Annotated in this window: 17 protein-coding genes; 9 read left to right on the top strand and 8 right to left on the bottom strand. The window is 67.7% G+C overall.

Translation table 11 applies throughout. The features are described 5' to 3' along the window. Positions 1-2 precede the first annotated feature (2 nt). From PW843_25910 to PW843_25925, 4 genes are all read left to right on the top strand, one after another. The gene (locus PW843_25910; protein ID MDE1150003.1) at positions 3-407 is read left to right on the top strand and encodes a DoxX family protein; all 405 of its coding nucleotides are present in this window, start codon (positions 3-5) and stop codon (positions 405-407) included. A 16-nt stretch (positions 408-423) separates the two neighbouring features. Continuing rightward, positions 424-1,326, top strand: coding sequence for a glyoxalase (locus PW843_25915; protein ID MDE1150004.1), 903 nt, complete (start codon positions 424-426; stop codon positions 1,324-1,326). A 165-nt stretch (positions 1,327-1,491) separates the two neighbouring features. After that, positions 1,492-2,934: an alginate export family protein gene (locus PW843_25920; protein MDE1150005.1), complete on the top strand. Its 1,443-nt coding sequence runs from the start codon at positions 1,492-1,494 to the stop codon at positions 2,932-2,934. Positions 2,935-2,936: 2 nt separating this feature from the next. Further along, positions 2,937-3,614, top strand: coding sequence for a DUF1275 family protein (locus PW843_25925; GenBank protein MDE1150006.1), 678 nt, complete (start codon positions 2,937-2,939; stop codon positions 3,612-3,614). A 21-nt stretch (positions 3,615-3,635) separates the two neighbouring features. On the opposite strand, the gene PW843_25930 is transcribed toward PW843_25925, so the two are convergent. Next, on the bottom strand, positions 3,636-4,496 hold the full coding sequence (locus PW843_25930; protein ID MDE1150007.1) for an FkbM family methyltransferase: 861 nt from the start codon (positions 4,494-4,496) through the stop codon (positions 3,636-3,638). A 500-nt stretch (positions 4,497-4,996) separates the two neighbouring features. On the opposite strand from PW843_25930, the gene PW843_25935 reads away from it, so the two are divergent. From PW843_25935 to PW843_25950, 4 genes are all read left to right on the top strand, one after another. Beyond that, complete coding sequence (locus PW843_25935; GenBank protein ID MDE1150008.1) at positions 4,997-6,280, top strand: hypothetical protein; 1,284 nt, start codon at positions 4,997-4,999, stop codon at positions 6,278-6,280. Next, positions 6,277-6,561: a hypothetical protein gene (locus PW843_25940; GenBank protein MDE1150009.1), complete on the top strand. Its 285-nt coding sequence runs from the start codon at positions 6,277-6,279 to the stop codon at positions 6,559-6,561. Before PW843_25935 ends, PW843_25940 begins: the two co-directional genes overlap by 4 nt. Before the next feature lie 83 nt (positions 6,562-6,644). Then, the gene (locus PW843_25945) at positions 6,645-8,630 is read left to right on the top strand and encodes a glycosyltransferase family 9 protein (protein MDE1150010.1); all 1,986 of its coding nucleotides are present in this window, start codon (positions 6,645-6,647) and stop codon (positions 8,628-8,630) included. A gap of 28 nt (positions 8,631-8,658) precedes the next feature. After that, the gene (locus PW843_25950) at positions 8,659-9,720 is read left to right on the top strand and encodes a hypothetical protein (protein ID MDE1150011.1); all 1,062 of its coding nucleotides are present in this window, start codon (positions 8,659-8,661) and stop codon (positions 9,718-9,720) included. Between the two features lie 13 nt (positions 9,721-9,733). Here the strand turns inward: PW843_25950 and PW843_25955 are convergent, their stop codons facing one another. The 4 genes from PW843_25955 to PW843_25970 all read right to left on the bottom strand — a co-directional run bounded on the left by PW843_25955 (position 9,734) and on the right by PW843_25970 (position 13,896). Beyond that, positions 9,734-10,480 carry an IclR family transcriptional regulator gene (locus PW843_25955; protein ID MDE1150012.1) on the bottom strand — a complete coding sequence of 249 codons (747 nt, stop codon included), beginning with the start codon at positions 10,478-10,480 and terminating at the stop codon, positions 9,734-9,736. A gap of 195 nt (positions 10,481-10,675) precedes the next feature. Continuing rightward, positions 10,676-11,743 carry an amidohydrolase family protein gene (locus PW843_25960; GenBank protein ID MDE1150013.1) on the bottom strand — a complete coding sequence of 356 codons (1,068 nt, stop codon included), beginning with the start codon at positions 11,741-11,743 and terminating at the stop codon, positions 10,676-10,678. A 19-nt stretch (positions 11,744-11,762) separates the two neighbouring features. After that, positions 11,763-12,905 carry an MFS transporter gene (locus PW843_25965; GenBank protein ID MDE1150014.1) on the bottom strand — a complete coding sequence of 381 codons (1,143 nt, stop codon included), beginning with the start codon at positions 12,903-12,905 and terminating at the stop codon, positions 11,763-11,765. A gap of 103 nt (positions 12,906-13,008) precedes the next feature. Next, positions 13,009-13,896: an AraC family transcriptional regulator gene (locus tag PW843_25970; GenBank protein MDE1150015.1), complete on the bottom strand. Its 888-nt coding sequence runs from the start codon at positions 13,894-13,896 to the stop codon at positions 13,009-13,011. A 253-nt stretch (positions 13,897-14,149) separates the two neighbouring features. Here PW843_25970 and PW843_25975 point away from each other — a divergent pair, with 253 nt between their 5' ends. After that, entirely contained in the window at positions 14,150-15,742 is a 1,593-nt protein-coding gene (locus PW843_25975) for a Na+/H+ antiporter (GenBank protein ID MDE1150016.1), read from the top strand. On the opposite strand, the gene PW843_25980 is transcribed toward PW843_25975, so the two are convergent. The 3 genes from PW843_25980 to PW843_25990 all read right to left on the bottom strand — a co-directional run bounded on the left by PW843_25980 (position 15,739) and on the right by PW843_25990 (position 19,830). Next, positions 15,739-16,149 carry an AraC family transcriptional regulator gene (locus PW843_25980; GenBank protein ID MDE1150017.1) on the bottom strand — a complete coding sequence of 137 codons (411 nt, stop codon included), beginning with the start codon at positions 16,147-16,149 and terminating at the stop codon, positions 15,739-15,741. The genes PW843_25975 and PW843_25980 overlap by 4 nt on opposite strands. Positions 16,150-16,534: 385 nt before the next feature. After that, complete coding sequence (locus tag PW843_25985) at positions 16,535-17,674, bottom strand: alanine racemase (GenBank protein ID MDE1150018.1); 1,140 nt, start codon at positions 17,672-17,674, stop codon at positions 16,535-16,537. Between the two features lie 239 nt (positions 17,675-17,913). Then, complete coding sequence (locus PW843_25990; GenBank protein ID MDE1150019.1) at positions 17,914-19,830, bottom strand: NAD(P)-binding protein; 1,917 nt, start codon at positions 19,828-19,830, stop codon at positions 17,914-17,916. Positions 19,831-20,044: the final 214 nt, after the last annotated feature.

Raw genomic sequence — 20,044 nt, forward strand, 5'->3', positions numbered from 1 at the left:
GGATGAAGCCCGCCGCGCTGACACCCGCCTGGGTCCGTTGGGTCGCCCTGCTGGGCCTGTGCGCCGCCTACATCCAGGGCGGTGTCAACAAAGCCCTGGATTTCAGCGCGGCGGTGGCGGAACTGGGCCATTTCGGCATGCCGGCGTCGGCCCCCCTGGCCGCCGCCGTCATCGCCCTGGAACTGGGGGCGTCCTTGCTGATCCTGACCGGCTTCCTGCGCTGGCTGGGCGCCCTGGGGCTGGCGGGCTTCACCCTGTTCGCGACCTTCATCGCCAACAATTACTGGGACATGGCCCCGCCCGAACGGTTCATGGCGGCCAACGGTTTTTACGAACATCTGGGCCTGGTCGGCGGCTTCATCCTGGTGGCCTGGCACGACCTGCGGACCCGCAACCAATCCTCCTGATAGGAACCTTGAGATCATGAAATTCAAGACCTTTACCGCCGCCCTGCTGATGGGTGCGGCACTGGCCGCCCCGCTGGCGGTTCCGGCCGCCGCCAAGACCGCAAGCCTGCCGGCCGTGGCCGTCGCCCCGCAGTACGACACCACCCACGTCTATGTGGCGGTGGACGATGTGGACAAGTTCGCGGCCGCCTTCCTGGCGACCTTCGGCGGGCAGAGCACCAAGCAGGGGGTGGCGACCGTCACGCCCACGCCCAGCAGCACGACGACCCAGCTGTTGCAGACGCCGGTGGGCACCATTTCCCTGTTCGGGTTCAAGACGCCCATCCCCTACCCCTTCGGGGCGGAGCGCACCGGTTACCTGGTGACCGACCTGGACGTGGCGACCAAGGCCGCGCGTGAGGCCGGCGCCGATGTGCTGGTGGAACCCTTCCCCGACCCCATCGGCCGCGACGCCGTCATCCAGTGGCCGGGTGGCGTGAACATGCAGATCTACTGGCACACCACGCCGCCCAACTACGCCGCCTTCCAGACGGTGCCGGAAAATCGCGTCTACGTCTCGGCCCACAAGGCGGGTGAGTTCGTGAAGGACTTCGTGGCCTTCAGCCATGGCAAGGTGGTGTCGGACGACGCCAAGGCGCCGGGCACGGAGATCGGCCAGGCCAGCGGCACCTACCGCCGCATCCGTATCGAAAGCGCCTTCGGCAAGATGGCGGTGATCGTCACCGACGGCCACCTGACCTGGCCCTACGGCCGTGAGATGACGGGGTATGAGGTGACCAACCTGGACGAAACGCTGGCCAAGGCCAAGGCCGCCGGCGCCACCGTGGTGGTGGAACCCTACACCGCCGACCACCGCACCGCCGCCATGGTGCAGTTCCCCGGCGGCTACATCGCCGAAATCCACGCCGCCGCGTCTTAACGCGCACGGCATTTGATCGTGACCTCTCAAATGCCCCCTCAGGTGCCGGGCGGCCGCATCCGCGGCCTTGGCTTCCTCGTTCCGCGCCCCTTTTACACTGTATGGGGGGGTGCTCACTCCGGGGCCGGCGGTCGCCGGCTTCGGGTGGCACGGGGGCGGCGCCTGATGGCCCTGGCCTGCGCCCTGGCGACCACCCTGACGGGGGTGGCCAGGGCGCAGGAGGCGGTGCCGGACGACAGCACCACGCCGGAAACGGCGGTCCCGCAAGGGGCCGCCGCCACCCGCCCGGCCATCAAGTCCAACCGCTGGCAGGAGGACTGGTCCGCCCTGGCCAACCCGGCCCTGCGGATCCAGCCGCTGGACAGCCTGAAGTACATCCCGCTGGATGCCACCGACGCCCTGACCTACCTGTCGCTGGGCCTGACCCTGCGGGAGCGGTTCGAGGATAACGAGGCGCCCAGCTTCGGCATCGGCGGCCGCAAGGGCGACAGCTACGTCATCCAGCGCCTGCAGGCCCATGCCGACCTGCACCTGGGCGAACATTGGCAGGTGTTCACCCAGTTCGAGGACGCCCGCGCCTTCGACAAGACCACCCTGACCCCGGCCGACCAGAACCAGGCCGATTTGCGCCAGGCCTTCGTCGCCTATAGCGGCGACCTGGGCAGCGTGGACGACCAGGACGTCACCCTGAAGGTGCGTGCCGGCCGGCAGGAGATGGGATTCGACCGCCAGCGCTTCGTGTCCAGCCGCGACGGCCCCAACGTGCGCCAGGCCTTCGATGCCGTGTGGGCCGACCTGGAAACCGGCCCCTGGCGGGTGATCGGTTTCTGGAGCCACCCGGTGCAGTACCGCACCCTGGAACCGTTCGACGATTATTCCGACACCCACCTGCAATATGGCGGCCTGCGTGTGGAGCATTCCGGCGTGGGACCGGGCGAGCTGTCGGCCTATTATTCCCGCTACCAGAATGACGACGCCAAATTCCTGGACGCCGCCGGCATCGAGCGGCGCGACATCTTCGACGTGCGTTACGCCGGCGACGCCGCCGGTTTCGACTGGGATGTGGAGGCCATGGGGCAATGGGGATCGGTCGGGTCCCAGCAGGTGGGCGCCTGGGCCGTCGGCGCGCTGACCGGCTACACCTTCAAGGGTGTCGCCTGGACGCCGCGCCTGGGCTTGCAGGCGGACGCGGCCTCAGGCGACGGCCATCCCGGCGACGGCCACCTGGGCACCTTCAACCCGCTGTTCCCCAACGGCTATTATTTCGCGCTGGCCGGCTACACCGGTTATGCCAATGTCATCCACCTGAAGCCGTCGCTGACCATCAAGCCCGTGGCGAAGCTGACCCTGATGGGGGGCACCGGCCTGCTGTGGCGGCAGACGACGGCCGATGCCGTCTATGTCCAGCCCAACAACGCCGTGGCCGGCACCGCCGGCAAGGGCACACCCTGGACCGGCATCTACGGCCAACTACGGGCCGACTACGCCGTGACGGCCAACCTGACCACGGCGGTGGAGGCGGTGCACTATGTCATCGGCGACACCTTGCGCCGGGCCGGCGGGCATGACAGCGACTATCTGGGCATCGAACTGAAACTGGGGTGGTAGCCATGAAAACGGGATTGCCGGTATTGCTGAGCGTCAACGCCGGGTATGTCGACACCGCCGGTTTTCTGGCGTTGCAGGGCCTGTTCACGGCCCATGTCACCGGCAACTTCGTCACCTTCGGCGCGTCCATGGTGCTGGGCACCTCGGGTGCGGTGGCCAAGCTGCTGGCCCTGCCGGTGTTCTGCGTGGTGGTGATCCTGTCGCGGATCCTCAGTGCGGCCCTGGTGCAGCGGGGCAAGCCGGTGGTGCGCATCCTGCTAGCGCTGAAATGCCTGCTGCTGACCATCGGTGCGGTGCTGGCCGTGCGCTGGGGCCCCTTCCCCGACGGCGACGCCCTGCCCGCCATCGTCACCGGCATGGTGCTGGTGACAGCGCTGGCCATCCAGAACGGCCTGCACCGCATGCACCTGGGCAGCGCCCCGCCCAGCACCCTCATGACCGGGACCACCACCCAGATCATGATCGACCTGGCCGACCTGATGCGCGGGGCACCGGCGGAGGTCCGGGCCGCCGCCAAGGGCCGCCTGGGCCGCATGTCGGCCAGCGTCATCGCCTTCGCGCTGGGCTGCGCCGCCGCGGCCGGCCTGTTCGCCACCGTGCAGTGCTGGTGCTTCGTCGTGCCGCCGCTGATCACCCTGGCCGGGCTGATCGCGGTGGGCAAGGAACCGCTACCCGGGTGACAAGGGGGGGCGGGCGGTCCCCTATTCCAGGCGCCGCCCCTCGGTCCGGCCGTGGTCGATGAAATGGCGGCGGGCGCCCTCATAACCCAGGGTGCCGAACTCGCCATAATAATCATGGCCCGCCACGTCGGGGTAGCGGCGCCAATAACCGTAGGCCAGCTTGATTTCCGCCGCCGGGTTCTGGACACCCGCCTTGCGCGCGGCCTCGGCGTAGAGAGCCTTAGTGTTGCGGGCGTGGATGTCCCGCCAGGTCGTGTCCAGGGTGGCCAGGTGCCGAATCGTTTCCACCTTCCCCTGCCATGCCGCCGGGAAGTCGTCCCCGAAGGGACCGGAACTGTTGTACTTGAAATGATGGGTCAGCGTCTTGCCGTCGAGGCTATGGATTTCGGCGGCGGCGAAATCCCGGCCGACATTGCCTGAATCCATCACCTTGAATTGATCGTACCCCATGCAGACAAGCATGCAGAAGACGTCAATCGTGTGCGCCTCGGCGGACAGATAGACGGGCTGGATGCCACGCTTGTACAAATCTTCCAGGACATCATAGTCCAGCCCCTCCACATCCACCTTCAGAAGGTCGGGCATGCCCTCTTCCATGATGATGCCGGACAGCCTTTTCACGGCGACGGGCATGATGCGATATCGGCCGCCTTCATTCGGCTGTGGCGCGAAGGTGCTGGTCGTCGATTGCTGAGTATCGATATAGAAATCGAGTATACCCTCTTCTTTCCCGACGCCGATGTTCAGGATTTTCAATAGTCCACCGGCAATCTCGGCGCGGAAGTGGGCCGCCGCCTCTTTGCAAAGTTCAGGGTTGGCTTCAATCGCGATTACCCGATAGCCTTTTTTTATGAAGTATTCCGTATCGTCGCCATTGTTCATGCCGACATCATATGCGAGAGGCTTTATCTTGGACAATTTAAGCACCCCATAAGCACAAACAGCCGGGCGCCGGCAAGACGTCGCACGAATTACACGGCGGCGGGGTGATTCTGCGCGAAACATTTTTGCGGTGTCCACAGCCGAAAGAATGGATATCCCTAAAGCCAGAGGGGCGGGCACTGAGAACAAATCGCAACGGCTCCAAAATCTCGTGCGTGATGGCCCGGCGCGATGAAAATTAACCGAAATTTTACGCTTGGCCCATTGAATAACCCGACGGAACGGGAACTATGCTCCATACGCCCAATCCCTTGAGCGACCGTTAAACCCCACTCAATTGCTTAGGTCATTTCCGCCACCGAACCACCCTAATCTAATGCACCAATCTTACCCCAAAAGTTTCTATTGGCAGACGCCGCCGGAAGCGGATGCTTGAGCGGGAGAGATCATGATTAAGGCATTGCGCACGTGAGGATTCTTCAACGGCCAAGAGACCTCAAATGAATGACAGAGACTTAGGGCGCCTGGGAAAATTCCATCTTGAGGATGAAAGAGGGAAAAATGAAGTAAGGTTCTATGGCGAAACCGCCAAGGTCGGCGGATGGGCCATTATTCCGGATGCCTTGCATTCATTTGATATATTCTACAAAGACAGTTTTATCGCCCAGATTACGCCCAATGGGGAACGTGAGGACGTTCAGACAGAATTTCCCGACCACCCCAACGCGTTGATTTCTGGCTTCAGCATCGATGTCAATATTGGGCTCATCCCAGCCGAGGAACGGGAGGGGGCAGTACTGGCCTTTCGCATGCGCCGCGCGGGGCAAATAGTCAACGAAGTATCGTTTGTTCTTGTCAGGGGCGCCCCCGCCGGGGAGTTCCACCTGGACAACGCGCGCTACGACCAGGGCATGCTTCAGGTCAGCACCACCAACGTCCACCTGGTCGGCTGGACGGTCGCGCAGGAAACGATTCGCACTGTTTCCGCCCGCATGAGCGACGACGTCGTCCTGCCCGTCCAGTTCGGCATTCCCAGAGCCGACGTCCTGGCCGTGCGACGGACCAATCCCAACGGCCTGAACACCGGCTTTTCCCTGTTCATTCCGGAAATGCCGGAGGGCGTCACCGACCTGAAATTCCTGGTGGAACTGCAAACCGGCCACGTGCTGGAGCGCCGATACACCGTGCAGGCGACGCGGTCCAATGATGAGGTGCGCCTGGTCCGAACCCGCAGCTATGCCGAACGGCGTTTCTGGGAACTGGCGGCGGCATGGCGGGGCGACCATGGGCCCCGGGCAACCACCGCCTCACCCGCCGGTGGGCCGGCGGCGGCCGTCTGGGCCGTTGTCATTGGCATGGGCACGGAACCGAGCGATACACCGGAACAGGCCGGGGCGGTCGCGACGCGCCTGCAAACCACCTTGGACGCCCTTGAGCACTGTTCGAACAGCGGCTGGCGTGTCCATCCCCTGACCAGCGCCGTTCTCCCGGACCTGTCCTCTGAGACGGGGGCGGGCGACAGGCGGACAGGCGATACATTCCGCGACGGCCGGCACCTGCAGGCGTTGTTGGCAGGCGTCGCGGCACAGCACGCGGCCCCCCTGTACGTCACCTTCCTGGGGAGCCCGGGGACACCATCGACACCATCGCGCCGGCCGTTCTGGCCGCGCACGCCGACCCGGCCGTCGATCTGCTTTACTGGGATGAGCGCGCCACCGTCGCTGATCGCCAGAGCCTGCTGCGCAAAACCCCCGGCGCGCCCTTCGTCACCGCCCTGCACATGAACTTCGTCGGGCGCGGCTGGGCCGCCCGCGTGACCCAGGCGATGCTGGCCGGCCTTGCCGACAACGACCTCACCGTCTTCGCCGCCCGCCACCCGCTGGATGTGTTTTATCACCGGCCCCAGCGATGCCGGCATATTCCCGAGGCCTTGTCCGTCACCCAATATGAGGATGGGCACCGAAGCCTGTCACCGATCCAGCGCGAGGCGCGCGCCCGGGTGCTGGACGACATCCCGACCCGCTACGGCACCCCACGCATCTCTGCCCCCCCGCCACGCCGCTGACGGACACCGGTCAGGGCCCGGACACCCCGCCCCTGCGCCTGACGGCCGACCTGGCCGGGCGGGCGCCCCTGGTCTCGATCATCATTCCCACGAAGGGCGTGCGGGGCCGCGTCTTTAAATGCCTGGAGGACCTGCGGCAGCGCACCAGTTACAAGGCCATCGAGATCATCGTGCTGGATCACATTGATTACAGCCCGGAAAACCTGGAGGACAAGAACCGCATCCGGTCCCTGGCCGACATCGTCGTCCCGGTGGCCGGTCCCTTCAACTGGTCGCGCTTCAACAACATGGCCACCGTGCTGGCCAAGGGCGATGTCTTCCTGTTCCTGAACGACGATGTCGAGGTCGTCACCGAGGACTGGATCGAACAGCTGTTGGGGTATCTGAACCTGCCCAACATCGGCGCGGTGGGCCCCCGCCTGCTGCTGCCCAGCGGACGCATGGTGCAGTCCGCTGGCGTTTCCCTGATGAGCCAGCCCGGCTGGGCCCGCAACGACTTCGCCTTCAGCGCCGCCGATTATGCCCTGGGCGGCGGCATCAACCAGGTGCCGCGCAACTGCACCTCGCTGCTGGGTGCCGCCATCGCCGTGCCGCGCGACCTGTTCATCCGCATGGGCGGTTTCGAGGAAGGGCTGGCGCTGACCTTCAACGACCTGGATTTCCACATGCGGCTGCGCGACCTGGGATACCAGGTGGTGGTGGTGCCCCAGGCCGAGCTTATCCACCATGAAAAGAACTCGCGCGCCGAGCTGGTGGAAAGCGAGATGGAGCCGCTGTACTGGAAACGCTGGCAGGCCCGCCATGGCAGCGGCGATGCCTATTGGCATCCCGACCTGGAACGGGAAAGCGGTCTGTACAAGGTGGACGCCGAACCGGTGGAGCCCATCTGGGCGGCGGGCATCGCCGGCGTCAGGAGCGATATCCGGCGCATGCTGCTGCTGCGCCTGGATCATGTCGGCGATTTCATCCTGACCCTGCCGGCCTTCCGGCAGCTGCGGGCGGCGTTTCCCCAGGCCAGGATCGAGGTGGTGGTCGGCGCCTGGAACCGCGACCTGGCGGCGCAGTCGGGGCTGTTCGACCACATCCATGTGTTCAACCTTTATGCCGCGCGGTCCAGCGACGGGCGGGCCCTGCTAGGCGACGCGGCGGCGGAACAGTTCGCAGGCGTACTCCAGGGACGGTCGTACGATCTGGCGGTGGACTTCCGGATGGATGGCGACACCCGCTTCCTGCTGAAGCATGTCGCGGCCACGACGCGCGCCGGCTATTCCCAGGGGGTCGCCTATCCCTGGCTGGACGTGTCGGTGGAGTGGGAGGGCAACCTGCCGCAATGGCGCAAGGCCGCCAACGGTTCCATCCAGCTGCAACGCCTGGTAAGCGCCCTGGAACTGGCCTTCCCCACCGCCGAGACCGCCTCCGCCTCATTCTGGCAGGACGATCCGCGCGTCCACCGGACATCGTTCAAGAAGCTGCCCCTGGTCGTGCTGCACCCCTTTGCGGGTAACGAGATCAAGATGTGGCCGGCGGCGCATTGGGCCGGCCTGGCCGCCATCCTGGTGGAAGCGGGCATGACGGTTGAAATGATCGGCACCGCGGCGGAAGAGGCGGCCTACCCCGACCTGGTGCAGGCTCTGGCGGCCGCCGGCGCCCGGAACCGCATTGGCCAGTTCACCCTGCCACAGCTGGTGAATTACATCGCGACGGCGGATTGCTTCGTCGGATCGGACAGCGGGCCCAAGCATATCGCCGCCTCGACCGGCATTCCCACGGTGGCGGTGCAGTCCGGATTCGTCGATCCGGTCACCTGGTCGCCGTTCAACGCGCTGGGGGTCAGCGTCATCCGGCGGGTGTCCTGCGCCCCCTGTTACCTGGACGACGTCGCCCTGTGCCGGCGTAACCACGAGTGCATGCGCAAGATTTTCCCAGCCCAGGTCTTCCGCCATGTCATGGCCCTGACGGGGGCGGCGATGGGGATGGCGGCAGCGCACGCGCACGCCCCGCCCCCCCTCATTCCTCCGCCCGTTTCCGCCCCGAGGGCCCTGGCAAGGAAGTCCATGGGCGACGACTGACGTGACAACTGACAGGACGACGGCCAGGATGAGATCGCAGGAGAATGTCACGGTGACCAAGACGGCCCGGGCGCGCGCACCGAAGAAAACCGCCGGCAAGCCGGACCCGACGGCAAAGGCAGCCTTGCCCGAACCGGGTCCCGCCAAGCCTGTCGCCGTTCCCAAGCCCCCCCTCTCCAGGATCGCCCTGACGGAGCCGTCTGCGGACGCCCTGCAGGACAAGACGCGTGCGGCACCCAGGAAGCCGCGCGGCATCGACCCGGCGCCCGCCGCCACCGATATCTCGTCACCAGAAGCCGCCTTCCAGAACCAGCAGATCAAGAACCTGTGGAGCAATTTCCGGCGGGTGGACGAATTCGCCGGCGGCCTGGCGCTAGAGGTCAACCAGTTGCGCCACCAGCTGGACGCCGCCGAGAAGGCCCGCAGCGCCGAATCCCGCCGGGTACGCGATCTGCAAGCCGAACTGGCGGGCCTGGAGGAGCGACCCAGCACCGGCGACCTGGAAAAGGCGCGGCGGGAAGCCGAGCTTTGGAAGCAGCAATACCAGGCGCTGGCCCACCAGCACATGACCCTAAGGCAATGGCTGGCCAAGCTGCCCTGGTCGCCGATGGGTGCTGAAGGGATTGAGGAGTGGGACCAGGCCGACCTGGACCGGAAGGCCCTGTCGACCCAGGCGTATTACAGCACGCTGGCGGCATTCGTGACCTGCCCGCCCACCCTGTCCGCCGAACCGCAGCCGGAACAGATCGCGGAATTCTACCAGGGTGCCGGCCTGACCGGCGTGGTCGAGCGGGTCTGGAAGGAGGATGAGGGCATCAACCTGTGCACCGGCTGGGCCACCACACGCGCCCTGCCCGACATCCATGTCCTGGTCAGCCTGTTCGACAATGAAGGCTGCATCGGTTATGGCCAGCCCCATCAGCCCCGCGAGGATGTCGCGGCGGCGTTGCAGGAGTGCAACCCACACTGCGGTTTCCGCATCACCCTGACCCGCCCGCCCAAGGGCGCCCTGCGGGTCTTCATGCATGTGCTGCAACGCGGCAAGCCGCCCTTCGCCCTGAAGCTGCCCTTCCTGTCGACGGTGCGGTGACCGCCGGACCGGATCAGGAGAAACAGGCGGCTATGGCGCAGGCGCCGTCCCGCATGGCGGCACAGATGGCATCGCGGCTGCCCTCGAAGCGCACGGCCGGCATGACGATGGACAGGGCGTAGCGTTCCGGCGTGCGGGTATCCAGCGTGATGCCCACGCCGCAAACGCCGTGGATGTTCTCCCCCACATCCATGGCGATGCCCGCGCCGCGTACTCCGCCCAAGTCGGCCAGCAAAGCCGGCAGGGTGGCCACCGTCCGTTCCGTCCGCCGCTCCCAGGTACCCGCCAGCCGCCGTTCAATCTCCGCATCGTCCATGGCCGCCAGCAGGGCCTTGCCGTGGGCGGTGCAATAGAGCGGCAGGGCCGTGCCCACCGGCGTCACCACCCGAAGCTCGCGTTCCGACGCCACCTGGTCCACCAGGATGGCGTGGTTGCCGCGCAGGACGGACAGGTTGACGGTTTCCAGCGTGGCACGGCCCAAGGCCTCGACATGCGGTCGGGCCACGCTGACGACATCGACGAAGGCGGCGCCGGCCAGGCGCAGGATGGCGGGGCCCAGGGTGATCCGCCCATCGGCGACGGCCGCCATCTGCTGCGCCTGCAGGGCCGCGACCAGGCGCTGGACGGTGCTGCGCGGCAGATCCGTCGCCCGCGCCAGCACCGCCAGGGTCACCCCCTGGGGCTGGTTCTCCAGCGCGCGCAGCACGGCGGCGGCCCGCGCCACCACCTGCCCGCTGTTGCCGTCCTTGTCCTGGTCCATCACCGCTGTCTAACAGGCGCAGGCTTGGCCCCGCAAGCCGGTACGCAAAGCGCAACCACATCACCTGCATGAGATTTAGCTCATGCAGGTATAGGCTGCGACCGCAGCCGCCGGAGCTTTACGGGGAGCCGTAGGCGGACTGGAAAGCGAGGACGAGGCTAGACCCCGGATGGGGCCGCCGCCGTCTGAGGAACTTCAAATGCGCAGCAGCGCGCGGGCGTTGCCGGCCGCCACCGCGCGGCGTTCCGCGTCGCTGATGTTGGCGGTCTCGATCCAGCGGCAGGCCACCGCCGGATCCTCGAACGGATAATCGATGGAGAACATCACGTTGCGCGGCCCCATCGCATCCAGGGCACAGCGCAGGGCCGCATCGGAACAGACGCCGGAGGTGGTGATGTAGATGTTCTCACGCACATAGTCCGACGGCTTCTTCAGGATGGCGTAGCGCTGGTTGCTGATGGGATAGCGGCTGTCCAGCCGCCACAGCTGGATGGGCAGCGTCTCACCCATATGGCCCAGGATGACGCGCGCGTTGGGGTAGCGATCGAAGGTGCCGCTGAAGATCAGCCGCATGGCGTGGGTGCAGGTCTCCACCGCCCAGCTCCACGTCGGGCCCCACAGTTCGGGGTGGTCGGCATAGGCCGGCGACGGGGCGGCGGGATTGCCCGGATGGATGTAGATGGCGGCCCCCAGCGCCGACACCCGTTCCCAGAAGACGTCGTAGGCGCGGTCGTCAAGATAGCTGCCGTTGGTCTCGCCGTTGATCAGGGCGCCCTGGAAACCCAGTTGCGTCATGCAGCGTTCCAGTTCATCGGCCGCGGCCAGCGGCTCCTGCAAGGCCAGATGGGCGAAGCCGCCGTAGCGGTCCGGACGCTTCTGCACCTCCGTCGCCAGGCGGTCGTTGGCGGAACGGGCCAGGCGCACCGCCTTGGCGGCATCCCGTTCGATCTGCACGCCGGGGCCGGCGATGGACAGCACCGCCTTTTCCACGCCGTTGCCGTCCATCATGGCCAACCGCCGTTCCCCGAAATCGGACAGGGCGGGCAGCGCGCGGTCGAACAGGTCGGGGCGGATGTTCTGCTTGGTTTCCGCCAGGTAATCGACGAAGTCGGGGAACATGCAGTGTTCCTCCAGACCGATCTTGGCGACACCCTTGCCGGCGGCGGGCGTCGGCTTGGCCAAGGCGGTCTCGGCCCCCAGGACCAGGGCGGCAGCGGCGGCGGAACCCAGGACGCCGCGGCGCGTGGGGGAAAAGTCGGTCATGATGTTTCCTTTTGGGTGATCAGGCCGGCCGGCCGTGGCGGACGGCCAGGACGGCGAAGGCCAGCGCCATCACGGCGGCGGCCGGGAAGACGGTCAGGGCGGTGGCGGGCAGGAATCCGGCGAAGGACGCCAGGAACTGGCCCAGGAAGATGGCCAGCGACAGCCGGGCCAGGGCCGGCCCCCGCCGCGCCGGCGGGCTGCGCTCAATGACGGCGTGGTTGGCCAGCGGAATGGACAGGCCGAAGCCCACCCCCAGCAGCACGCCGCCGGCACCGTAGGCCGCCAGACCGATCCGGGGCGCCAGGGCGAACAGCGTGAAGGCGGCGGCATAGGCCAGGAAGGCCGACAGGAAGGTCCGCCCCTCCCCCAGCCGGACCACGACACGCGGCAGCAAAAAGGCGGTGGCGACCGCGACCAGGGAAACGAAGGACAGGAAATAGCCGGTTCCGGCGGCGGACAGGCCGATGGCGGCCAGGGCCGGCGGCAGGAACAGCACGCCCACGAAAAAGACCCCCATGGCGCCGCCGGCGATGACGAAGACGGCCGCCGGCAGGCGGGCCCCGGACGGACCATCATCCCGCGGCGGTGGTGCTGCCGGCGGGCGGGGCATCCACCGCAGCTGCGCCGCCAGCAATGGCACGGCCAGCAGGTAAAGCGTGAAGGGCAGGCGCCAGTCGCGGTCGGCCAGCCAGCCGCTGACCGCCAGCATGACGACACCGCCCAGTTCGATCGCCATGCCCTGCGCCGCGATCATGCGCAGGCGCCGGACCGGATCCGGCCAGAAGGCGGCGATCAGCGTGGTGCCGCTGGCCATCACCAGCGCCGTGGCCACACCCAACAGCAGGCGATCGGCATAAACCGCGATGGGCCCCGACAGCAGCGGCGCCACGCCGCCCAGCAGGCCGTAGGCGGCCAGGCCGATGGCCAGCGCGCGATAGGCCCCGCCCCGGGGGCCGGCGATCATCCGGCCGGCCAAGGGGCTGCCCAGGATGACGCCCAGCGACGGCAGGGTGACCAGCCAGTCCGCCCCCCGGGACACACCCAAACCGGCGGCGGTGGCGGTCAGGCCCGGCACCACGACGCAGCCGACCATGATGGTCAACGCAGCACCCAGCAGCAGGATGGGCGCTGTCGCGCAGGGCGGGAAGGTATCGACGGACATGATGAGATAACCGCTTAATGGGCATATTGCCCGTTAAACGGTTAACTGGCGGTTTTGATGCCTGTCGTCAAGGGGCTTGTCCGGCAGCGATGGAAAGGGGATGTCAGCGGAACCGCCGCCGCCAGGCGCCGGGCGGCAGGCCGGTCATGGTGGTGAACACCCGGGTCAGGTGGCTTTGGTCGGCGAAACCGCAGGACAGGGCGATGTCGGCGATGGGCAGGGGGCCGCGCAGCAGGTCCTTGGCCCCCGCGACGCGCCGTTCCATCAGCCAGCGATAGGGCGTCAGGCCGGTGGTCTGCCGGAAGGCCTTGATGAAATAGCCGCGCGACAGGCCGCATTCGGCGGCGACCTGGGCGATGCCGATATCGCCGCCCAGGTTGGCGGCCAGGAATTCCTTGGCCCGCGCCTCCTGCCAGGCGGACAGGCCACCGGTGCGCAAGGGGAAGGCCGCCGTCATGCCGCCATAGGCCTGGGCCACGTGCACGGCCAGCGCCAGGGTGACCTGGTCCACGAACAGGCGCCCGCCGCCGTTCGGCATGTCCAGCGCCGGCAGTAGGGCGCAGGCCAGGTTGTAAACCACCGGGTCCAACGTGCCGGCGGGGCAGGTGAAGCCGCCGACGCGCGGGCGGCCCAGATCCTGGGTCACCCCGTCCAGGACGGCGCGGGGAATCTGGACCCGCACATTGTCGAAGGCCGACAGGTGCCGGCAGGCCCAGTCCTCCCCCAGATGGGTCACGGCCAGCGCCGTGCGGGCGTGGCCGCCGGCATGGACCAGCTTTCCGCCCCGCCACAACTCATGCCGGGCGAAGTCGCGCAGCTGCACGATGACGGAAAAGGCGTCCAGGCTGGGTATGGGCAGGCGTTCCAGCGATATCGGTTCATCCTGGTCCCGGCGCATGCGGACAACGGACATCTCCGCCCGCCGCGGCAAAAGGGGACGCGGCGCCGGCGTCAGCGCATCGGACAGGGCCATACCGCGACCGGTCGTCATTCCTTTTCTCACCAAGCCATCGCGGGCTGGGACCATAGGGCAAGGCCGCCGATGTCCTCTTGTCGAAAAGAACGCCAATCATCGGGGCCCGTCCCCCAGGCGCGACGGCGGCATCCGACAAACGGCAACGCCCTTGTTCAAAACAGCGGACCGCTGGACAAGATCGGACCGGCCCACCACCCTAGGGTAGGTGGGTCAGCATTGGCATGGTTCGCCAACAACACGATCTTCATCCAAAAGCCGCCGGGGGTCCATGAGCAGCGTCGCGCAATTCGAATTCATCCTGCTACTGCTGGTGGCTATCCTGGGGTTGCGGCTGCTGGCCGGGCGGCTGCGCCTGCCGCCGGCGGCGGCCTTGCTGATCGGCGGCATCGGCCTGGCCTTCGTGCCCGGGGTGCCGGCCTTCGACCTGGATCCCGACCTGGTGCTGGTACTGTTCCTGCCACCGTTGCTGATGGATGGCGCCTATTACATCGTCTGGCGGGAATTTCGCCGCAACCTGGGCGGCATCCTGCAACTGGCCATTGGTGCCGTGCTGTTCACCACCCTGGCGGTGGGCCTGGTGACGCACGCCCTGGTGCCCGGCCTGCCCTGGGCGGTCTGTTTCGCACTGGGGGCAGTGGTGTCGCCGCCGGACGCCGTGGCGGCCAAGGCGGTGCTGGAACGGGTGACCCTGCCCCGTCGCCTCAGTATTTTGCTGGAGGGCGAAAGCCTGCTGAACGACGCCGCCGGCCTGGTGCTGTTCCGCTTCGCCATCGCCGCGGCGCTGACCGGCGTCTTCAGCCTGGGCCAGGCCACCATGGCTTTCGGCGGCCTGGCCATCGGCGGCGCCATCGTGGGCGGGGTGCTGGGCTACGCCTGGATTCGCGCGCTGCGCCTGCTGAAGGATGAGCACCTGACCATCACGGCCATCTTCCTGCTGTCCTGGGCATCCTATATCTGCGGGGAAAAGCTGGGGGTTTCCGGCGTCATCGCCACCGTGGCCGCCGGCCTGGTGCTGGGCTGGCACCAGCATGAGGTGTTGAGCGCCGGCGTGCGCCTGACCGCCACCGCCGCCTGGCAGGTGATGGTGTTCGTGCTGGAGGCGCTGGTCTTCATCCTGATCGGCCTGTCGCTGCGCGGCGTGATGGTGCGCCTGGGCGGCGTGGAACATGCGCTTGAGACCCTGGCGCTACCGGTGCTGGCCGTGCTGGCCACCGTGGTGGTGGCGCGCTTCGTCTGGGTGTTCGCGGCCGAGGGCGTGGGCATCGCGCTGCGCCGCCTGTGGGGCCAGCGCTGCCCCTGGTCGCCGGGCAGCGCCCTGCTGCTGAGTTGGGCGGGCATGCGCGGCGTGGTCACCCTGGCGGTGGCCCTGTCCATCCCCATCGAGGTGCCGGGCCGCGACCTGATCCTGGCCGCCGCCTTCGCCGTCATCCTGGGCACGGTGCTGATCCAGGGCAGCAGCCTGGGCCCCCTGATCCGCTGGCTGGGCCTGGACCGGGCCGGCATCGGCCCCGGCACCATGCTGACCCGGCCGCAGGCCATGGCGGCCGTCACCGCCGCGCAGCTGAGGGCGGTGGAGGCCCGCGCCTACAACCCCGACGGCAGCGTGCGCCACCCCCGCCTGCTGGAGCAGTACAACCACCGCGCCCGCATCGCCGACCGCTACAGCCGGGAGGCCCAGGTGCTGGCCAGCGACCGCGACGCCCATTACGACGTGGTGCTGGCCACCATCGCCGCCGGCCGGACCGAGGTGCTGCGCCTGCACCGCGCCGGCCGCATCCACGACGACGTGCTGCATGTCGTGGAGTATGAGCTGGACTTGCAGGAGATGTCGGCCGTCACCGCGCAGGAACGGGGTGGTTAGGGTTCCGTCGCGCGATCGCACTCCGCGCACCGCGCCCGGCGTCGCAAGGCCGCCGGGCTGACACCCAGCACATCGGCGAAGACACGGGTCAAGTGGCTTTGGTCGGCGAAGCCGCAGGCCACGGCGATGTCGGCGATGGGCAGGCAGGTGCCGACCAGCAGATCCCGCGCCCGCTCCACCCGGTACCGGCGCAGCCAGCGATAGGGCGTCTGTCCCGTGGTGCGGCCGAAGGCGGCGATGAAATAGGCGCGCGACAGGCCGCAGGCGGCGGCCACCTCGGCCATGGTGATGGCCCCGTCCTCGCGGGCGACCATATAGGCCTTGGCCCGGGCGACCAGGAAGGGCGGCAGTCCGCCGCGGGCGGGACCACAGGCGGATGCGGTGGCTATTTGGCAAGATGCGGGCATGGGGCGTCCTTCACCGGGCGCGGCAAAGCGCCCGCGTCGGCGGGAAACGGAAGGGCTGTTCGGGGGGAAATGTCCGGCGCTTAAGCCGGTGGGGATCTGGACATGACGAAGCCTCCTCAGGGGCCGTGATCACATGCCCCTGAGCCTAAGCCCGTCGCCCATACTCAGAAATAGAAACGATGGAAAGTCATCGTTTCCAAAAATAACTTCATGTCAGCGGTACGAGATTCTGACTCGTGCCGCTATAGGCTGCGATTGCAGCCGCCGGAGATTTACGGGAAGCCGAAGGCGAACCGGAAATCGAGGAAGCCCAGCCAGCGGATGCTGGCGCCCGGCGCCTGAGGGGGCCTTTGATCGGTTACGATCAAAGGCTACGCGTACAAGTTCACCAACCGCTGAACCGATCCCACCGGGCCAAGGGGCCGTCGGACAGCACGGCATAGGCATCGAACTGCGCTGCCGTGGCGCAGGCGTGGTTGGGCAGGATGCGCAGTTGCGACCCCACCGGGAAACGCGCGGCCAGATCCGTGCCCGCATCCCCCGTCCAGTGCAGCACGCCGTGTTCCTGGTTGGCGCCACGGAAGGTCAGGTCGGGGATGGGCCGGCCGTCGTGGTCACACACCAGGCCATAACCGTGGTCCACCGCCTGGCCTTGCGTGCCCCGGTCACGGCTCATCGCCATCCAGCCGGCGTCGGTGATGATCCAGCCGGTATCCGGCCGGTGGCCGATGACGGTCGTCAGCACCGACAGGGCGATATCGTCCAGATCGCAGACACCCACCCCCGCCATCACCAGGTCGAAGAAGGCATAGACGCCGGCCCGCACCTCCGTCACGCCCTCCAGATGCCGGGCGTTGAGGGCCGTGGGGGTGGACCCGACGCTGACCACCGGGCAGGCGTGGCCGGCGGCACGAAGGCGTTCGGCCGCCTGGACGCAGCCTGCCCGTTCCTGCTCCGCCATCGCCGCCAGGGCGTCGGGCGTGGACAGGCCGTAGGAACTGCCGGCGTGGGTCATGACGCCCACCAGCCCGGCACCGGCGTCCTCGACCACCCCCAGCGCCGCCGCCACCGCCAGCAGCAGGGGATCGTCGGGGCGCACGCCGGAACGGTGGCCGTCGGTATCGACCTCGATCATCACGGCGTGGCGATGGCCGTTGGTCCGGCCGTGGGCCGACAGCTGTTCCGCCGCCGCCACCGATTCCACCACCAGGGTCAGGTTCAAGCCGGCCCGAACCAGCCGCAGGGCATGGTCGAACTTCGCCGGGGCGATGGCGACGGCGTAGAGGATGTCGTCGAAGCCGGCGGCGAAGAACCGCTCCGCCTCCTTCAATGTGGAAACAGTCAGGCCGCGCGCGCCGGCCGCCACCTGGCGGCGCACCACGTCAGCGCTCTTGCTGGTCTTCACGTGCGGCCGGAAGCGGACACCCAGCGCATCCATCCGCGCCTGCATGCGGGCGATGTTGGCATCCAGGCGGGCCTGGTCCAGCAGCAGGACGGGGGTTTCCAGATCGGCGGGGATGGGCATGGCGGCGCTCCTGTCTTCAGGGGCCACACCATGCCAGAACGGGATCGTGCGCGGCGGCAAAAAAGGGCCCGGTCCGCCATGACGGCGGCCGGGCCCTGTAGGGAGGGTAGGAAGGAAGATGAAGCCACACACGGGCCATGCAAGCCCGCATGTACGGACTCAACCCCCGCCCCCCCTGCCTGTTCCACCCGCGGCCAGGCCCGCATTCGGGGCACCCCGTCCGCGACCGGTGCCGGCGCCTATACGCCCAGGGCCAGGATCTGCTGTGCCGCGCGTTTGCCGTGCTGGAAGGCGCCGGTGTAGTTCTGGGCGCCGTTCAGTTCGGCATGCGCGATGGCGATGCGGCCGAAACCCTTGGCCACCACCTCGCGCGGGCTGGGCCGGCCGTCCACACCGTAATAGAAGCCCGGCGGCTGCACCACCCGGGCGTGGCCCCAGCGGTTCAGGATGATGCCGGCGATGTCGCGGCGCGGATCGAAGCCGGATCCGGTGAACATGTCCGCCATCTGGCTGCGGATGATGCGTTCGTAATCGGCGTAGCTGGTGGCCAGCAGGCGGCCCCGGCCCAGGCTGGCCTGGGTCGCGGCATCATGGCCGGGCGTGTACAGCCCCATGTAGAAGGTCAGCAGGGTGGGCCGGTCCGGATGCAACGGCGGGTCATAGTCGCCCACCACCATGGGCCGGCGGATGTTGGCGCAGAAACCGAACATGGTGCCGTCGTCGATCCAGCGCGCCGCCGTGGCGCCCAGGCGATAAAGGAAGCGCCAGTTGGTCAGGGCCACGTTGGCCACCAGGGCGGGGGCATGGATGAACTGGGCATAGGCGGCACGGATGTCGTCCGGCAGGTCCGCCACCACCCGGCGGGTGACCCAGCCGCCGCTGGCCATGATCACCGCCTTGGCCCGCACCCGCTTCAGGTCGCGGTCGCGCTCATAGGTCACCAGCACCGCCCCGCTGTTGGCATCGCGGTTCTGATGTTCCACCCGCACAGCGGTGGCGCGCAGGCGGATGCGGGTGGGCTGTCCCTGGCGATCCAACGCATCGAAACGCACCCGGCCGTTGGCGACGGCGTTGAATCCCGCCTGTCCGCCTGTGGGTCCCGCGCCCAACGCGTCCGGGATCAACGCGCGGGTCAGATAGCGGCTGAGCATGGAATTGCCGCCGGGGAAGGAGGGGGTGGGCTTGCCCCTGCCCTCCGTCACGTAATGGTGGCCGACGCGGGCGGACACGGCATCCGCCCCCACCCCGCCCAGCAGGCCCACCACCGGCTGGGCGAAGCGCGTCACCGCCGGCGCGTAGCCCTTCACCTGTTCCAGGTAGTGCTTGTAGGTCATGGTGTCGAGCAGGCGCGGGTCCTCGTCCCCCGTCTCCCCCGTCGTGGCGCGCCATTGCAGCAGCTGACGCCGGACATCGGCCCCATAGGGCGTGCGCGCCAGGGCGTCTTCCCAGATGTTGCGCACCCAGTAGGGCTGCTTGGCGCCGGTGGACGGATCGAAATGATAGGCCACGTCCACCGTGCCTTCCGCCATGCCGTCCATGTTGTCGTAATTGTCGAGCGCGAAGCGCAACGGCGTCAGCTTGGGGTCCCAGTCCTTGAAGGTGTAGGTCCGCGGGATGTCCAGTTCCGCGAACACCTGGTCCACCTGGGTGCCGCTGCCCGGTTCCGGCGGCAGGAAATCGTTGGAAGCCTGGGGGCCGATCAGGCGCACGCCGTTCACCAGGAATTCGTTCTGCTTGGCGGCACCGCCGAAGACGGGATGGTTTTCCAGGATCAAGCAGCGCCGCCGGCCGCCGGTACCCTTGGCGTATTCGTAGGCCGCCATCAGGCCGCTCAAGCCGCCGCCGACGATCACCAGGTCGTAATCCTCATCCACCGGCCCGGCGGCGGGGCCATCACCCAGCGCCTGATAGGCGCCGTCGCGCACGCGGTGGGCGGCGTTCATCACCGCGGCGGTGTTGCCGTTGGACAGGGCATAGTCCCCGACGCCGCCATAGCCGGTGAAGGGATCAAGGCCGTCCGCGCCCTGCCCTGCCGCCAGGGCGTGCGCGGGACAGGCGGCAGCACCCAAGGCGGCGCCGCTGCCCAGCAGGACGCCGTTCAACATGTCGCGACGGGTGATGGGCGCGGTCAGGCCCAGGCGGTCCGTGTCAGCCAATTCGGAAGATTCCCATGTTCGTTGCATCCCCGCTTGTCCGCCATAGTAGGGCCACCCGACCGGGGGCGGGAACGCACAATTGATCGATCAACCGTCCTGCCGGGACGCAGGGAAAGAGCGCCGCCAGGGGATAAGTTCTGACGTCAGAACTTATCCCTCGCCCTTTGGTGCAAAATTACCGCGTCGCACAATTGACTAAATTGGGAAAAGCCGC

Source organism: Azospirillaceae bacterium (assembly GCA_028283825.1).
Classification (GTDB): Bacteria; Pseudomonadota; Alphaproteobacteria; order Azospirillales; family Azospirillaceae; genus Nitrospirillum.

What these genes read in the sequence shown, in the direction of transcription:
- PW843_25940 (MDE1150009.1), top strand. Translation starts at nt 6,277, where the DNA reads ATGAACTTCGTCGGGCGCGGCTGGGCCGCCCGCGTGACCCAGGCGATG.
- PW843_25965 (MDE1150014.1), bottom strand. Translation starts at nt 12,905, where the DNA reads ATGTCCGTCGATACCTTCCCGCCCTGCGCGACAGCGCCCATCCTGCTG.
- PW843_25960 (MDE1150013.1), bottom strand. Translation starts at nt 11,743, where the DNA reads ATGACCGACTTTTCCCCCACGCGCCGCGGCGTCCTGGGTTCCGCCGCC.
- PW843_25970 (MDE1150015.1), bottom strand. Translation starts at nt 13,896, where the DNA reads ATGACGACCGGTCGCGGTATGGCCCTGTCCGATGCGCTGACGCCGGCG.
- PW843_25955 (MDE1150012.1), bottom strand. Translation starts at nt 10,480, where the DNA reads ATGGACCAGGACAAGGACGGCAACAGCGGGCAGGTGGTGGCGCGGGCC.
- PW843_25985 (MDE1150018.1), bottom strand. Translation starts at nt 17,674, where the DNA reads ATGCCCATCCCCGCCGATCTGGAAACCCCCGTCCTGCTGCTGGACCAG.
- PW843_25950 (MDE1150011.1), top strand. Translation starts at nt 8,659, where the DNA reads ATGAGATCGCAGGAGAATGTCACGGTGACCAAGACGGCCCGGGCGCGC.
- PW843_25915 (MDE1150004.1), top strand. Translation starts at nt 424, where the DNA reads ATGAAATTCAAGACCTTTACCGCCGCCCTGCTGATGGGTGCGGCACTG.
- PW843_25910 (MDE1150003.1), top strand. Translation starts at nt 3, where the DNA reads ATGAAGCCCGCCGCGCTGACACCCGCCTGGGTCCGTTGGGTCGCCCTG.
- PW843_25980 (MDE1150017.1), bottom strand. Translation starts at nt 16,149, where the DNA reads ATGCCCGCATCTTGCCAAATAGCCACCGCATCCGCCTGTGGTCCCGCC.
- PW843_25975 (MDE1150016.1), top strand. Translation starts at nt 14,150, where the DNA reads ATGAGCAGCGTCGCGCAATTCGAATTCATCCTGCTACTGCTGGTGGCT.
- PW843_25930 (MDE1150007.1), bottom strand. Translation starts at nt 4,496, where the DNA reads ATGAACAATGGCGACGATACGGAATACTTCATAAAAAAAGGCTATCGG.
- PW843_25920 (MDE1150005.1), top strand. Translation starts at nt 1,492, where the DNA reads ATGGCCCTGGCCTGCGCCCTGGCGACCACCCTGACGGGGGTGGCCAGG.
- PW843_25925 (MDE1150006.1), top strand. Translation starts at nt 2,937, where the DNA reads ATGAAAACGGGATTGCCGGTATTGCTGAGCGTCAACGCCGGGTATGTC.
- PW843_25935 (MDE1150008.1), top strand. Translation starts at nt 4,997, where the DNA reads ATGAATGACAGAGACTTAGGGCGCCTGGGAAAATTCCATCTTGAGGAT.